The organism is Candidatus Neomarinimicrobiota bacterium (assembly GCA_041862535.1).
Taxonomy (GTDB): Bacteria; Fidelibacterota; Marinisomatia; order SCGC-AAA003-L08; family TS1B11.
This window is the reverse complement of the sequence record JBGVTM010000313.1, coordinates 1-15,286: the sequence shown is the minus strand read 5'-3', so window position 1 is coordinate 15,286 and position 15,286 is coordinate 1. Positions and strand designations below refer to the sequence as shown.

At 60.1% G+C, this 15,286-nt stretch carries 13 protein-coding genes; 8 read left to right on the top strand and 5 right to left on the bottom strand.

Annotation, left to right across the window (positions count from 1 at the left end; all coding sequences use genetic code 11):
* From ACETWG_11315 to ACETWG_11300, 4 genes are all read left to right on the top strand, one after another.
* Positions 1 to 2,156 (top strand): tandem-95 repeat protein (locus ACETWG_11315; protein MFB0517175.1); only part of this gene is annotated, 2,156 nt, incomplete at its 5' end.
* Between the two features lie 345 nt (positions 2,157 to 2,501).
* On the top strand, positions 2,502 to 3,464 hold the full coding sequence (locus ACETWG_11310; protein ID MFB0517174.1) for a tetratricopeptide repeat protein: 963 nt from the start codon (positions 2,502 to 2,504) through the stop codon (positions 3,462 to 3,464).
* A gap of 242 nt (positions 3,465 to 3,706) precedes the next feature.
* Positions 3,707 to 3,907 (top strand): hypothetical protein, encoded by a 201-nt coding sequence (locus tag ACETWG_11305; protein ID MFB0517173.1) that lies wholly within the window; start codon positions 3,707 to 3,709, stop codon positions 3,905 to 3,907.
* Positions 3,908 to 3,981: 74 nt separating this feature from the next.
* Entirely contained in the window at positions 3,982 to 4,356 is a 375-nt protein-coding gene (locus tag ACETWG_11300; GenBank protein MFB0517172.1) for an RNA-binding S4 domain-containing protein, read from the top strand.
* A gap of 14 nt (positions 4,357 to 4,370) precedes the next feature.
* Here the strand turns inward: ACETWG_11300 and ACETWG_11295 are convergent, their stop codons facing one another.
* Positions 4,371 to 5,807: an MFS transporter gene (locus ACETWG_11295; protein MFB0517171.1), complete on the bottom strand. Its 1,437-nt coding sequence runs from the start codon at positions 5,805 to 5,807 to the stop codon at positions 4,371 to 4,373.
* Between the two features lie 111 nt (positions 5,808 to 5,918).
* On the opposite strand from ACETWG_11295, the gene ACETWG_11290 reads away from it, so the two are divergent.
* Positions 5,919 to 7,400, top strand: coding sequence for a nucleoside kinase (locus ACETWG_11290; protein ID MFB0517170.1), 1,482 nt, complete (start codon positions 5,919 to 5,921; stop codon positions 7,398 to 7,400).
* Positions 7,401 to 7,879: 479 nt separating this feature from the next.
* On the opposite strand, the gene ACETWG_11285 is transcribed toward ACETWG_11290, so the two are convergent.
* From ACETWG_11285 to ACETWG_11270, 4 genes are read right to left on the bottom strand one after another with little or no spacing between them, the layout of a single operon-like run.
* Positions 7,880 to 8,437 carry a DUF4340 domain-containing protein gene (locus ACETWG_11285; protein MFB0517169.1) on the bottom strand — a complete coding sequence of 186 codons (558 nt, stop codon included), beginning with the start codon at positions 8,435 to 8,437 and terminating at the stop codon, positions 7,880 to 7,882.
* On the bottom strand, positions 8,427 to 9,998 hold the full coding sequence (locus ACETWG_11280; GenBank protein MFB0517168.1) for a GldG family protein: 1,572 nt from the start codon (positions 9,996 to 9,998) through the stop codon (positions 8,427 to 8,429). Before ACETWG_11280 ends, ACETWG_11285 begins: the two co-directional genes overlap by 11 nt.
* Before the next feature lie 5 nt (positions 9,999 to 10,003).
* On the bottom strand, positions 10,004 to 10,741 hold the full coding sequence (locus ACETWG_11275) for an ABC transporter permease subunit (protein ID MFB0517167.1): 738 nt from the start codon (positions 10,739 to 10,741) through the stop codon (positions 10,004 to 10,006).
* On the bottom strand, positions 10,734 to 11,681 hold the full coding sequence (locus ACETWG_11270; protein ID MFB0517166.1) for an ABC transporter ATP-binding protein: 948 nt from the start codon (positions 11,679 to 11,681) through the stop codon (positions 10,734 to 10,736). The genes ACETWG_11275 and ACETWG_11270 overlap by 8 nt, the downstream gene beginning before the upstream one ends.
* Before the next feature lie 302 nt (positions 11,682 to 11,983).
* Between ACETWG_11270 and buk the strand changes: the two genes are divergently transcribed.
* The 3 genes from buk to ACETWG_11255 all read left to right on the top strand — a co-directional run.
* On the top strand, positions 11,984 to 13,087 hold the full coding sequence (gene buk, locus ACETWG_11265) for a butyrate kinase (protein MFB0517165.1): 1,104 nt from the start codon (positions 11,984 to 11,986) through the stop codon (positions 13,085 to 13,087).
* Positions 13,080 to 14,087, top strand: a complete 1,008-nt coding sequence (locus ACETWG_11260; GenBank protein MFB0517164.1) for a phosphate acyltransferase — start codon at positions 13,080 to 13,082, stop codon at positions 14,085 to 14,087. Before buk ends, ACETWG_11260 begins: the two co-directional genes overlap by 8 nt.
* Positions 14,088 to 14,137: 50 nt before the next feature.
* A partial coding sequence (locus ACETWG_11255; protein MFB0517163.1) for a short-chain dehydrogenase occupies positions 14,138 to 15,286 on the top strand: 1,149 nt, incomplete at its 3' end.

Here is a 15,286-nt window from a genome sequence, read left to right as displayed (position 1 = left end):
CCGTGGCCGATGACCAGTCTGTAACCACTGACGAAGATGTCGCGGTTGACATCACCCTCAGCGGCGACGATATTGACGGCGACGACCTTACTTTCCAGGTGCTCAGCGAGCCCGAAAACGGTGAACTTACCGGCTCCGCCCCGTCACTGACCTATACCCCCAACGCCAACTTCCACGGCTCAGATAGCTTCACCTTCCAGGTCAGTGACGGGAGCCTGGAGGATGCCGGAACGGTGACCATCACGGTGGGAAGTCTCAATGACCCGCCGCTGGCCCGGAACGATGCCGCCACCACCAATAAAGATACGCCGGTTATCGTATACGTGCTGGCCAACGACGGCGATCCCGACGGCGACGACCTGGCAGTAGCGAGCGTCACCCAGGCCGACAACGGTGCGGTGGAGATTAATCCCGATGGCAGCGTTACCTATACTCCCAATGAGAACTTCAGCGGCTCCGACAGCTTCACCTACACTATCAGTGACGGCAAGGGCGGCCTAGCCACTGCCACCGTCACAGTTTACGTGAATATTGCTGCTGGAGCCGTGAGCGTGAAGGTCGGACCTGAGGGCGGAACGGTTGAGACTGAGATCGGCGCCACCCTGGACATTCCTGACGGTGCGCTCAGTGTCCCGGTAGAGATTGTGATCAGCCGGTTTGACGTGCCCCCCGACGGCGCCGACCTAGCCGGGCTGGTCTACTTCTTCGGGCCGTCCGGAATCTACTTCGATGTCCCGGTCACTATCACCGTCGCCTACGATCCCCAGCTCATACCGCCGGGGCTGGACGCAATCCGCCTGGCCCTCCTCCGGTACAATGAGTCCGATGGAACCTGGGATGTGCTACCCGGAGTGGTGGATACTGTTGCCCACACAGTGAGCGGCCAGACGGACCACTTCTGCGGCTTTGCCGCCGGCTTTGCACCCAACCAGGCACCACAGGTCATTCAAAGCCTGCCCGATGTCTCGATCGCTGAGGACACCCCCTATGCCACCCTGGTCCAGAAGCTTGGCGACTACTTCAGCGACCTGGATACCGGGGATCGGCTCACCTTCAGCGCCACCGCGCTGGATGAAGGGCTGGCGACCCTGATCATCTCCCAGGAACTGGACCTAATCGCCATTCCCGGCGAAAACTTCTTCGGTGCCGTCCGTATTGTTGTCTCTGCAACTGACGACTGGTCTGCGTGTGTCAGCGATACCCTGCTTTTGACGGTAACGCCGGTCAATGATCCGCCGTTCATGGCCCATATCCCCGATATTTACCTCCAGGAAGACCACACCGCCCGGCTGCCGCTGACGGCCTACGACGTGGAAGGCGACGCACTCACCTTCAGCGCCACCAGTGATACCTCTGCAGTGACCACAGCCGTGGAGGATACTATTCTACAGGTGGTTCCGGCTGCCGACTGGAATGGTACCGCCCGCATCATGGTAAGCGTCTCGGACGGCCTGACCACTCAACGGGATACCTTCGCTATCACGGTCGCCCCGGTTGGAGATCCGCCTCTACCATTCTCTCTCCTCGCGCCGGCCAATGCAGCCATTATCCAGCTCCAGCCCGCCGACCTGGGTGATTCCCTCACCTTCGCCTGGGACGAGGCCGTCGATCCTGACAATGACCCGGTAAGGTACGCCTTCCTGCTGAGCGATAGCGGCTCCTTCTCCTTCGAGTATGGGGACACTACCGTCAATAAAGTGCGGCTATCATATGCCGACATCCTGGCTGTCATCAGGGACCAGGGACTGAACAGCGTTACCTTCTGGTGGACGATTACAGCGATCTCTAAGGAGGATACGACGGAAGCCAGTAACGGCCCCTACAGCCTGACAATTGATACCAGTACCCTCGCCGTAGCGGATGCGGGAGCCCTGCCACAGTTTTTCATCCTGCATCAGAACTATCCCAATCCCTTCAATCCTGTCACCACGCTTAAATACGAGTTGCCGAGCCACTCCCGGGTACTTCTGGTAATCTATGACATGCGCGGCAGGGAAGTTGTCCGGCTGGTAGATGGCTACGTTCCTGCCGGGTATAATAAAGTGGTATGGAACAGCAGCGACTCTGCCGGTCGTCCCGTATCGACCGGCGTCTATTTCGCCCGTCTGATTACTCCAGCGTACACCCATACCATCAAGATGACCCTCCTCCGGTAGCCAACCGGCCTGCCCTGAGAACTCACAGCGCGCACAACCTTATGCTTACCGATTAAACTACCTGCCAGAGCTCCAGCACAGTTTGCTGCCTTCCGCTCCCCGGCCTAAAAGACAGACGCTTCGCAACCATTATCGGCGCTACCCCCACGCGGCAGCCACCGGCTAGCGGACGTTCATTCGCCCGATGGAAACCGCTTGATTCATCAAAAAGCTACCTCAAATCGGCAAAAACGACGATCATCGACTTGCATAGCAGGCCTGAAACGGCTAGTTTGAGACCTGAAGATTTGGTGCGAGTGTCTTCCAATGAGAAATAGCCTATTGAATTAGTAATTCGTACTGAAAATGAGGAAATACCGTATCCACCTGGATTCACCTACCGGCCTGTGGCTTGCGCGGCTGGCGATAGCCATAGCTATCGTACCCGGTCCCGGCTGGGGTCAACAACCTTTGTGGCAGCGGCTCATTGACGAAGGGAATCAGGCCCTGGCACGGGGCGCTATCTTCGAGGCCGAGGCCTGCTACCTCCGCGCCCTGCAGGTAGCGGATCAGTTCGCACCCCAGGACCTACGCCGGGCGACAACCCAACGCAACCTGGCCCAGACACTCATGCTCCAGGGACGATTCGAGCCCGCCGACTCCCTCTACCGGTTGGCCATCACCACCGCCACAAGAGCCCTGGAAACAGGTCATCCCTATGTGTTGTCGCTCCAGGAAGAACGGGCCCAACTCCGGCAGGCCATGCAAGAAGCAGCCCGACCGGAAGTAAGCCCCGAGCAGCCCCCCTCCTCTATTAAAGATATAATCCTGAGTTCGGCAGAGTGGCTGGGTCGCAGATCGGCCCTCCAGCTCGGCACTATCCTGCCGCTGGGCGGGGAGCTGGGTAACAGCCATGATGGAGGACTCAGCTACGGTCTGGGTTTGCACACCCGGCTTGTGAGTCTGGGAGCCCTCGCCGTCGGCCTGGGGATCGAACACGTCATTACCACCCTCCCGGCCATCCACGCCACCGATGCCCCTTTTCGACTGCACGGGACCACCGTGGCCCTGGCACCAGCTCTCGGCCCCATAGCCCTTAATCTAGGCGCAGGGGCCTATAGTATCGGAGCTGACCACCAACCTGAGATCAAGCCGGGCCTGGTCGGCGGCCTCCGCCTGGCAGTCACTGGCAGAACTGCCCGACCCGGCCAGGTAGGCCTGAAGACAACCATCTACGCCCGCGGGATTCACCTCCCGGACATAGCTCCTGCTGCGGAAGGGCCGGTAACCCTGCTTCAGGCAGGCTTCGACGTCGGCTGGCAATGGTAACGATACTAGCCGATTATATTAAATTCTCCCTGAATGTGAAACCGCGCGCCTGCCGACCAGACCGACCACGATCTGGATGCGGACAGCTTCCGGAAGGCCATCAGGCCGCTGGTGGATCGACTAAGTAAACGCCCGGCCCTCCAGACCAGCAGCTTCCTGGAGGCCTGGGCCGCTAACGAAAGGCCGTTTTGGCCGCACCCGACTGCGAATATGAACACAAACATTTCAGGAGGAGAGCGACTATGGCACGTGTCAACCTGACGGAAATGATTGACCGCCTCGAACTGGAGCTGCGCCCGGTTCTGAAGCAGGCGGTCCAGGCGACCATCTCCGCTGTCGAGTTCGACGATAAGGCCCTCTACCGGGAATTCCGCAAGGCCGTCAATCGCCGCTTTCAGACCTGGGAACGGATTCCCGACAGCTGCGTGAAACCGGAATACTGATTCACCAACTCCGGAGGCACCCCTTCGAACCGGCCGGTGTTATACCATCTGTCTGACCACCAGTCATGGACGAGATGAGGATTGACAAGTGGCTGTGGGCGGCGCGGTTTTTCAAGACCCGCCGCCTGGCCACCGAGGCCTGCCAGGCCGGTAAAGTGAAGCTGAACGGCCGGTCAGTGAAACCCGGCCGGGCCATTAAGACCGGCGACGAGCTCCAGATCACCCGCCAGCTGTACAAGCAGCGGATCAGGGTGACTGGCCTGCAGGAGCGGCGGGTTGCACCCAAAATCGCCGCAACGCTGTATGAGGACCTCACACCCCAGGAAGAGATCGAGCAGGCCCAACTGCAGCGCACCATGGAGAGCGCTTTCTATCGGGAGCACCGCCGGGCCGGTCGCCCCACCAAACGCGACCGACGGGCGCTCCAGAAACTCAAAGGCAAGTTCTAGCCCCATCACCCGGTTCACCGATTTGCACCGGTAGATAAAGACCGGCGCCGGATCCAGCGCGGGAAGGGCCGGCGCAGTGCGGCCGTCCGCCACAGCTCCGCTCCGATGAAGTTGATCAGAGCGATGGTGCCGGGAGACTTGATGTCCCGCAGACGAAAGAGCAACAGCAGCACCGGCAGCCGCAGCATCGCGCTGGCCAGGAACAGCACGTGATGCGCCATGAACGTGCGGCTCCCGAATGTCCAGGACCAATCCCCCAGCCACTGGACTATCCAACCACCGCACATGGATGACACCACGAAACCCAGGCTGCTGATGATTGAGAAATACGCCAGGTAGTATGACCTCCCGATCCGGGGACTGAGCTGCATCGGGTAGGTATAGGCGGATAGGTTGAAACCCGTCCAGCCGAGACCACTCACCACTGCCTCTACCCACAACCATTGGATGTGTCCCCTGGTCGGCAGCAGCCAGATGAGCGGGATGATGGTGATCAGGGCTCCCGTCACCAGCAGTACCGAGCGAATCTGGAACAGATCTACGATGCGGCCCCACCAGCGGAACAGCAGTATGCCGAACAGCGGATTGATGGCCTGTAGAACGCCGATGGTGAAGAAAGGTATCGCCAGGTTCTGGATCATATGGACGTTGAAGAAGGCGGCTGGCAGGCCGATGGCGGCGTTCCACAACAGGAAGAAAACCAGCACCTGGCGGAACCGGCGGTTCCGGAAGGGTCTGGCTAGCAGACTGCGGAGGTCGGGAGCCACCCGCTCCGGTGGTCGAGGGATATCCGGCTGGCGTGCCAGCAGACGGACGCCGATCATGCCGGCAAGGGTGGCGGTTGCTACCAGTACTGTCAGAGCCATCGGCTGGCCCCAGCGAGCACTGCCCGCCTGCAGCCAGTAACCTCCCAGCAGGGAGACTGAAATGGTTACCGTCGCCAGAACGGTGTTGCGATAGCCGAAGTACCGCCCCCGGATCGACTCGGGGATCAGGTCGGCCATCCAGGTCGTCCAGGCATTACCCGCCAGGAGACCCAGGCAGGTGGCCAACATGACCAGGATGAGGAACCAGTACGCCGTTGATGAGGTATCCGTGAAGAGGTAGAGCAGCGGCAGAAGTAGCCAGAGGAAGCGCGACAGGCCCGCAAATGAGACCGTGATGAGCTTCCGTTCGCCGGTGGCTTCTACCAGGTAGGCGCCCACCAGCTGGAAGAACTGCCAGAGGTGGGGCACCGCCGCCAGGAAACCCAGCTGCCAGGGCTTTGCCCCAAACGATAGCGCCAGTGCCGTCAGAAAAACCCCGCCAGTCAGAATTATCTGCACCTGGGAGAAAGCGCCCTCTACCGTTGATAAGCGCATTAGAAACCGGGTGGGGAACCCCCGATAACCCTGGTGAGTGGTACGGTTATCCGTCTGCATGGCAGTCAGGGTACTCAAATGCAGGGGCAAAGTTAAGCCTGCCGGCCAAAGGTGGGTTGACCCTAATTACCTGGACCTGGCGTTGGCGCTATTAAAAATGCAAGAACAGAAGAGAATGTGCTCGTAATTTTAAGGTTCTTGATGGCATCGAACCTTCATAGTATCTCGCACCCCAGTGCGGTGCACGCCTCGCTGGGATTTCTGCTGGCCGTCGCCGTGGAGGAGCTCTTCCCGGACCGCACCCTGTTTATCGAACACTCCTTCATCGGCGGCTACTACTGCCACTTCGGTGCCCACGAACCCGCCGCCTCCGACGATCTGCAGAGCCTAACCCACCGCATGCATCACTACTGCCGCGGCCAGACACCCCTGGAACTCATCGAGATTGAGCGGGAGCAGCTGCAGCAGCGCTTCCAGCGGAGCAACCGCAGCGATAAGCTCGAAATCCTCCATCGATTGGGTCGAGAGACGGTCCCCGCCGCCCGCTTCCGGCACTACCTGGACTACCGCTTCGAACCCATGACCGCCGATCTGAACCAGCTCCGGCACTTCAGCATCGATCCCTACGACCACGGCTTCCTCCTGCGCTTCCCCAGCCTGCTGCCGCCCTACGAGGTACCACCCTTGAAGGACAGCCCCAAGCTGTACCAGGTCATCCAGCAGCGGGAGGAATGGGGCCGCGCCCTGCGGGTCAGTAACCTCTGCCAGCTCAACGCCCACCTGGAAGGCGGGCCGGGCCGGGAGCTGGTCTGGGTGGCCGAGGGACTCCACGAAAAGACCATCGCCCGGATCGCCGATGATCTCTGCAAAGCCCACCCCCACCAGCGCGTCGTCTTTATCTCCGGGCCTTCCTCATCGGGCAAGACCACTTTCGCCAAACGGCTGGCCATCCAGCTGAAGGTCAACCTCTTCAATACCCTGGCCATCTCCCTGGACGACTACTTCAAGGACCACCAGGACATGTCCCGCCTGCCCGACGGCACCCTGGACTTCGAGTCCCTGGAAGCCGTAGACCTACCCCGACTCATAGATGACATCCAGGCCCTGCTTGAAGGTCGGGCCATCCCGCGGCGGCGGTTCCATTTCAAGGAAGCTCGCGGGACCGACACCGACGAGACCCTGCGCCTCGAGCCGGATACCTTCCTGATCGTTGAAGGTATTCATGGCCTTAATCCCGTTTTCCCCCGCGAGCTGGGCGCCGACGCCGTCCAGCGCATCTACGTCAGCGCCATCACCCAGCTCAACGTGGACAACGAGCACCGGGTCTCATCCTCCGACAACCGCCTCCTGCGGCGCCTGGTGCGTGACACCCAGTTCCGCGGCTACAGCGCCGAGGAAACCCTCCTGCGCTGGCCCGATGTGCGCCTGGGCGAAGAACGCCACGTCTTCACCTACCAGGAAGCGGCCGACTTCATGTTCAATTCCTCCCTGATCTACGAACTGGCGGTGCTGCGCCCCAGCGCCGAACAGGTGCTCCAGGCCGTGCCCGCCACCAGCCAGGCCTTCCCCGAAGCCCAACGACTGCTCACCTTCCTATCCTTCGTGGCCACCACCGACGATGCCGCCGTACCCCACAACTCCATTATCCGGGAGTTCATCGGCGGCAGCGCATTTGAGTATTAGTTGTTAGTTGTTGGTGGTTGGTTGTTAGTTATTTTGAACCGCCAAGGGCGCTAAAGATGAGAGAGAGGATTAGACCATTGGAGTAATGATTGAAGGGTCAACTTCAGGGAATTGGTCCCAGGTTTGATCCCCTTACGCTCAGCCGTCGCGCCATATCATAGGTGGAGTCCCGGAACCCCACTCCCTTACCCGCCCATCTTATAAAAGGCATCTTGAGCCCTTCACCTGTGAGTAACCGGGTTCAGGGTAACCTCCGCGAAGAATATCAGCCCTCCAAACCTGAGATTCGTCATTCCGACACAAGGTCGGGATTCAGAATGACAAACAGCAGTTGATGCCAAACAAAAAGGCCGCCTCCCGACGACCCCTTCTTGGTTTCAGTTTCTAGGTTACGAATTACAGGTTCTGTAGTTCTCTCGCTTGCTGATCGCTAAATGCTAATGGCTAATCGCTGATCGCTGACTGCTGAAGGCTGATTGCTAATCGTTTTCTTCCTCTTCCTTCTCCGGCTTGGGCGGCGGCTCCAGCCAGAAGGTGGTGTCGGCCGATAGCAAATGGTAAATGCTCTCACGCGTCAGGTAGACCTCGTCCCGGTCCGCCTCCCGCACGTAGCTGCTCTGCCAGTTGGTGCTGGAGCGGCCCACCAGCACGTGGGCGGCCAGCGCGCCGCTCATGTCGTAAATCTGTAGCCGGCGGCCGGTGGAGTCGTCCACACCGTAGGTGCCCCACTTCTCCGGGTTGTCGGAAATCATGCTCTCCCGCTCCACCGGCAGCACCGTGTTAAAGAAACTATTCAGCCGCCACTGGCGCACCTTGCGCCCCTCATAGCCCGTGACCACCCACAGCGTGTCCCACCGGACCAGCTCCACCTGCCGGTCGCCTTCCTGGACCACGAAACTGGCCACGTCGTCGGCCGGGATAGCGAATACCTCGTCGGTGGAGGTGGTATAACGGCGCTCCTGCAGCCGCGTGAGCAGCCATAGCACGACTACAATGGCCAGAATGATACCGATATTGCGCCACGATTTACTTTTCATAGGCCTCCTCCAGGATTTTGCGCCGGCGGCGGGTGCTGCGCCAGCGCCACAGGCCGGTGGCTACCATCAGCGCCGACGGCCCCAGGATGTTCACCCACTTGAGGCTCCGGCGGGTGCCGTCAGCCAGATCCTTCAGAGGACGCGTGGTCACTTCCCGGCCGCGCAGCTCGATGAGCTCCTCGTCACCCACCAGGTAGTCCACCGCGTTGATCACCAGGTTCAGGTTCCCCGGCATCCCCCCGCCGGCATCATCCGAGAGGAAATTCCCGTCACCGATCAGCAGCAGCTGGCCCCCGGCCGTGGCCGGCAAAAAGTCGCTCGCGCCCCCGGGCTTGGTTAAATCGGTAAAGACACTGGACATAGCCCCCTTGAGCAGCCCGGCCACCGTCCGGCCCGGACCGTTCAGACGGGCGAAAGTGGGGTTGTTCTGGTGGCTCAGCATATAGGTGGGGCCCGGCATCACCGCCGTGTAGGGGCTGGTGAACATCAAAGGCTCAAACTCGGCGCTCTCCAGGCGCGCCGAATCAAGGGCCGAAGTCACCTCGCTGGTGAAAAAGAGCCGCAGCTGCTCCAGACCGGAGACGATAATGTTTCTTTCGTTAAAGCTCTGGATAACGGGGAAGAAGGGGTAGTTCACGGCGTTGCGAATCCGGAAGATGCCCCGCTGGGTCTCCACTCCCACCTGGCTGCAGATGCGGTCCGCCACCAGATTGGAGGTGATGTTCACCCCGTAGTGCTCCAGCGCCGCAAACAGGTTGCTCCGGGTCTCGGAGCCGAAACCCCGCGACAGGTCGGCGTCTATCCGGTTCTGGGCCAGGAACACACCCCGCCCGGACATGATGAACTGGTCCAGGTTGTACAACTCGTCGGTAGACAGGCTGTCCTTCACGCTGTTGAGCAGCAGCAGGTCGATATCCGGCGCGACGGGGCGCTCCAGGCTGACGGTGCGCACGTCGTAGGTCTGCCGCAGCAGCTCCTCGACGTTCTTGTTCTTGCCCTCCCATTCCGGGTCCTGGACGATGCCCACCGTGCGCTTATCGGTGTCGATGAGCTTCTTGATGGCCGAGGCCAGGTCGTACTCCAGGCCGGTGGTGGATTGGATCACCGGGATGGTCTCCCGCTTGTCTTCATACAGCAGGGCCAGTCCCATCCAGACGTTCTTGATTTCGAGCCGGTCACTCTCCACCGCCTGCAGCTGCATGGGCGGAATACCGTAGCGCTGGGCCTCCTGCTCAAGCTCCTGGTCGTCTTCGGGGCGGTAAAACTCGAAGTGGAATTTGCCGCCGGAGTAGGCCTGGAACTCCTCCAGCATATCCTGGAGATACCGCCGACTGTTGGCATAGTCACCGGGGAGGTTATCGGAGAAATAGACCTTGGCCAGCAGCCGGTCGTCCAGCTTGCCGATGATGTTCCGGCTGGATTCGGAAAGCGTATAGATCTTGCTCCGCGTGAGATCCCAGCGGAAAAAAAGCCGCCGGGAGATCAGATTGGCGAACACCACAATCACCGCAATCGCTGCCACGTAGATCAGGAAGTTGCGCCGGTTGGTAATATTCATCATGGCCGCTACCTCCATTTCCGCATTTCAAGCACCCGCACCGCCAGAAGGAGAAACACGGCGATAACCGTACCGAAGTAAATCAGGTTACGAGAGTCAATCACCCCGCGGGAGATATTGGACAAATGGTAGTCAGTGCTGACGTACTGCACGATGGCCGTGAGGAAACCGGGGATGAAAAACAATACCTTATCCATCATGAAGAAAGCGAACACAATGAGGAAGGCCAGAATGAAGGCGGTGATCTGGTTGCCGGTAACCGCACTGCAGAAGATGCCGGCCGCGGCATACACGCCCCCGGCCAGCAGCAAACCCAGGTAGCCAGCCAAGATGGCCCCCACATCGATGTTGCTCCCTACAAAGGTCAGCGTGATAAAGTGAAACAGGGTATACAGCAAACCCACGGCAATCAGAGCTACCGCCGCCAGATACTTCCCCATTATCACTTCCCAGTCCTCCAGGGGCAGCGTTACCAGCAGTTCCATGGTCCCGGAGCTCTTCTCCCGGGCGATGAGCCCCATGGTAATCGCGGGTATAAAGAACAGATAGATTACCGGGATGATGTTGAACAGGCCCCGCAGGTCGGATTCATTGATGAGAAAGAATGAGCTGGAGAAAAACCAGCCGCTGATCAGCAGGAACACTACCAGGGTGATGTAGGCCACCGGGCTGTTGAAATAGGCGCCGATCTCCTTGCGGAAAATAACGCCCACGTGCCGCAGGGCAAGCACTAGCTGATCACGCACGGGCCCCTCCTTCCTCTACGGTCAGGCTCCGGAAGACGTCTTCCAGCCGGGCCTGCTTCCGGGACATCTCCAGCAAAGTCCAGCCCGACTCCACCGCGTAGCCGAAAATCTGCTCCCGCAGGTCCGCTCCCGTGGGATACTCCAGCTCAACCTTCCCGGCACCATCCTGCAGCTTCTGCTCCTGAATCCGGATTTCAGGGAACCGGACGGCCAGCCCCTGAATGGACTCCTCGGTGGCGTTCTTCACCTCCAGAGTGAGCTGCGGCTTTCCCTGAAAACTCGTCATCAGTTCGACTGTAGTGCCGTCGGCCACCACCTGGCCGTTGCTCAGGATCACCATGCGATCGGCCACCGCCTGCACCTCCTGGAGGATATGGGTGGATATGATCACCGTCTTCTCCTTGCCCAGCTCCTTGATGAGCGACCGGATTTCGGCGATCTGGTTGGGGTCCAGGCCAGCGGTAGGCTCGTCCATAATCAGGATCTCGGGATCGTGGATCATGGCCACCGCCAGGCCCACCCGCTGGCGATAGCCCTTGGAGAGCTCACCCACCGGCCGGTGCATTACTTCCCGAATGCCGCAATCTTCTATGACCCGGCCTAAAGCCTCTTTGAAGCGTCGACCGATAATGCCCCGGGCCTTGGCCACAAACACTACCAGGTCATAGACCGGCATTTCCATATAGAGCGGATTGAGCTCCGGCAGGTAACCGATGCGCGCCCGCAATTCGGTGGAGTGCTCGGCAATGTTCAAGTCATCGATGTAAACCGTCCCCGCAGTCGGTGTCAGGTAGGTGGTGATGATCCGCAGGGTGGTGGTTTTCCCGGCACCGTTGGGGCCCAGAAATCCTAAAATCTCACCGTCATGCACCGTGAAATTCAAGTCCTTGATGGCGCAGACATCACCGTAATACTTGGTTAGATTTTCGATTCGAATCACACTATGCTCCCTTGTATTGGCGTCCCCCTGCTGGGTCCCAGCCGAATGTAACTGCTGGAACCGCAGGATTTAGCAATGCATAATGGCTGCAATGGTTCCAAGAAACCGCGCCAAAATTAAAGATTTTACCGAACCTGAGCAATTTGCCTATGATTATTTGGGAGCAATGGCTCATCGACAAACCCGGCCCCCTTTCGTCGCTAAGTCCAGTATAAGGACTAGCGGGCATTTCCCATTGGAGAATTCATCCCAATCTTGCGAACTTCTGACTGATACTGCAGTTTTACCTGGCCTTAGACGCGATGTCTCAATTAAAACAACCGCCTCCGGGCATGTCCAGCAATCCGGCAACCACCACCGTCTCCGTGCTGAACCCCGGCTCCACCTCTACTCAGCTGGCCCTGTTTGACCGGCAAAAGGAGCTCTGGCGGGAGGAGGTCCAGCATCGACCCGATGAGCTGCATCAGGAAGTGGTGCGGCAGATGGATCTCCGCTGGGCGGCGATTGAGCCGCACCTCAAGCGCATCCCCTCCGGCTCCCTGGTGGCAGTGGTGGGTCGCGGCGGGCCCCTCAAACCCCTGCCCGGCGGTACCTATGCCATAAACGATGCCATGATCGCCGATTACTCCGCCGCCCGCTACGCCAATCACGCCTCCAACCTGGGAGCCTTGCTGGCCTGGCAGGTGGCCCGGCGCTTTGATGTGCCGGCCTACATCGTCGACCCGGTGACCACCGATGAATTCGAGCTAGAGGCCCGGTTCTCCGGCATCCCGGAGATCGAGCGCCGCTGCCGCAGCCACGCCCTGAACATCAAGGCGGTGACCCGGAAAGTTGCCGCTGAACAGGGCCGCGCGCTGCCACAGATCCGCTTCGTCGTCACCCACCTGGGCGGGGGGATATCGGTGGCTGCCCTGCGAGAGGGCCGAATCGTGGATGTGAACGACGCCCTGCTGGGAATGGGACCCTTCTCCCCGGAACGGGCCGGCGCCCTGCCTCTGGAAGGCCTCCTGCACCTGGCCTTCAGCGGGGAATATACCTTCGACACCCTGGCCCACAAACTGAGCCGGGAATCGGGACTCAAAGGCTATCTGGGCACCAACGACCTGATGGAAGTACTCAAGCGTGTCGACGCCGGCGACGAACCGGCCGGGCAGGCCTATCGAACCATGGTCTACCAGATCGCCAAGGAGATCGGCGCTATGGCTACCGTGCTGGAGGGAAAGGTCGACGCCATTATCCTGACCGGCGCCATGGCCCGGGCCGAAAGGCTTTGCAGCGATGTGACCGCCAGAGTCAAGTTCATCGCTCCCGTCTACACCATTCCCGGCTCCCTGGAGCTGGAAGCCCTCAGCCAGGGGGTCTGGCGGGTTATCGACGGCGAGGAACAGGCAAGAGAGTATGCCTGACCCCATCACTTCCTTCGAGCGACTATACCAGCGGCTGGAGAGGATTCCGCCGCTTACCCTCGTCGTAGCAGCCCCGGAGGACGAAACCATTCTGGCTGCGCTCGACACCGCCGTGCAAAACCAGTGGATTAAACCCATACTGGTGAGACAGCAAGACCGGCTGGAGCTGCTGCTGTCCCGGCTGGGGCTGGAACCAGAACCCTTTGCCATCGAGGACATCCAACCCGGACTGGCGGCAGGGCGGGCCGTCGAGCTGCTGCGCTCCGGCGAGGCGCAGCTGCTGATGAAGGGCAAAATCCCCACCGCCGAACTCCTGCGGGCCGTGCTGAATCGAGAAACCGGGCTGCTGCGGCCGGTGAATCAGAGAACCGAGGGAGAGGAATCCGCTGCGGCCGAACCCCGCCTTTTGAGCCACGTGGCCGTGGTAGAGTCGCCCCATTACCCGCGGCTGATGCTCTGTACCGACGGCGGGGTCAATATCGAACAGCCCCTGCCCGTGCTCCGGGATATCCTCCACAATGCGCTGGAGCTGAGCCGGGCGCTGGATACGCCCATACCGAAGGTGGCAGCCATGGCCCTGGTCGAGAACGTGACCGAGAAGTTGCCGGAAACGCGCCTGGCGCAGACCCTGGCCCAGGAAGCGGATCAAGGCCGCTTCGGCCGCTGCCTGGTGGAAGGACCGCTGGCCCTGGATGTCGCCCTCTCAGCCGAGGCCGCGGAATGCAAGGGTATCCCCTCTAAAATCGCCGGCAAGACCGACATCTTCCTGGGTCCCAACATCATCGCCACCAACTTCATGGTCAAGGCCCTCATGTCGGTAGGGGGCGCCAGGGGAGGTGGTGTGGTGCTGGGCGCCATTACGCCCATCGTGCTGCTGAGCCGCTCCGACGCGCCGGATACTCGCCTTAACTCCATTGCCCTGGCACTGGCTGCGGTCCTGCATCAAAACCAGCATCCCGCCTTCGGTAACATCCGGCAGACCAGCCTGGAATTCAGTTGATGAGGCGTAGACAAGATAAACGAACCGAACGATCTGAAAGGGTATAGCTCATGGATATTCGTAATCGCAAAGTATTGGTCCTGGGCGGCTACGGAATGGTTGGGATGGCGGTTTGCCGCCGATTGGCCGCGGAAAAACCGGCGGAGCTGATCATCGCCTCCCTGCTGGAAGGTGAAGCCCTGGCCGCCGTCGAGCAGCTCCAACCGGAAGTGAACGAAGTACGGCTAACACCGATATGGGGCAATATCTTCGTCCGGGACAGTCTGAAAGACCTGACCCGGGAGGAGATTCTCAACAGCCCCGAGCATCGGGCACGCCTTATCGCCGACGTCATGGAGCCCCTGGATGACGACATTATGGAGCACTCCACCCTCCACCAGATCATCTCCCGCCACCAACCCCACGTCATCATCGACGCGGTGAACTCAGCTACCGGGCTGGCCTACCAGGATGTCTATCATAGCTACTACATGGTGAATAAGGAGCTGAACAGCGCCCGGGAACAGGCCACACTTACCGAGGGCTTCATTTCCGAGGTGGAGAAACTCATGGCCACCCTTTATACGCCCCAGATTATCCGGCACATCCAGCTTCTATACACGAGTATGATAGCCAACAATACCGGGATTTATATCAAGATCGGCACCAGCGGCACCGGGGGCATGGGCCTGAACATCCCCTACACCCATAGTGAAGAAAAGCCCTCCCGGGTGCTCCTGTCCAAGTCCTCGCTGGCGGGCGCCCATACCATGCTGCTGTTCCTCATGGGACGCACACCGGACGCACCCATCACCAAAGAGATCAAACCGGCGGCCGCCATCGCCTGGAAAGCCATCGACTATGGCGTCATCAAAAAACGCGGCCAGCCTATCGAACTCGTCGACTGCACCCCCGATGAAGCCACGCTGCTGGAGGGAACTTTCCGCTTCCAGGACCGCGGCAACTGGCGCTCGCTGGGCCGTCACCTGGAAAGCGTCTACGTGGACACCGGGGAAAATGGCACCTTCTCCCTGGGCGAGTTTGAGTGCATCACCACCATCGGGCAAATGGAATTCGTTACCCCCGAGGAAGTGGCCACTAACATCATCCTAGAGATTAAGGGGGACAACACCGGCAGTGACATCATTAACGCCCTCGACAACGCCATCATGGGGCCAACCTATCGAGCCGGCACCATGCGGGAACAGGCCCTGGCCCGC

Bases quoted from the DNA above. Each gene is read 5' to 3' on its own strand.
- ACETWG_11310 (MFB0517174.1), top strand. From the start codon at position 2,502: ATGAGGAAATACCGTATCCACCTGGATTCACCTACCGGCCTGTGGCTT.
- ACETWG_11305 (MFB0517173.1), top strand. From the start codon at position 3,707: ATGGCACGTGTCAACCTGACGGAAATGATTGACCGCCTCGAACTGGAG.
- ACETWG_11300 (MFB0517172.1), top strand. From the start codon at position 3,982: ATGAGGATTGACAAGTGGCTGTGGGCGGCGCGGTTTTTCAAGACCCGC.
- ACETWG_11290 (MFB0517170.1), top strand. From the start codon at position 5,919: ATGGCATCGAACCTTCATAGTATCTCGCACCCCAGTGCGGTGCACGCC.
- ACETWG_11285 (MFB0517169.1), bottom strand. From the start codon at position 8,437: ATGAAAAGTAAATCGTGGCGCAATATCGGTATCATTCTGGCCATTGTA.
- ACETWG_11280 (MFB0517168.1), bottom strand. From the start codon at position 9,998: ATGATGAATATTACCAACCGGCGCAACTTCCTGATCTACGTGGCAGCG.
- buk (MFB0517165.1), top strand. From the start codon at position 11,984: ATGTCTCAATTAAAACAACCGCCTCCGGGCATGTCCAGCAATCCGGCA.
- ACETWG_11260 (MFB0517164.1), top strand. From the start codon at position 13,080: ATGCCTGACCCCATCACTTCCTTCGAGCGACTATACCAGCGGCTGGAG.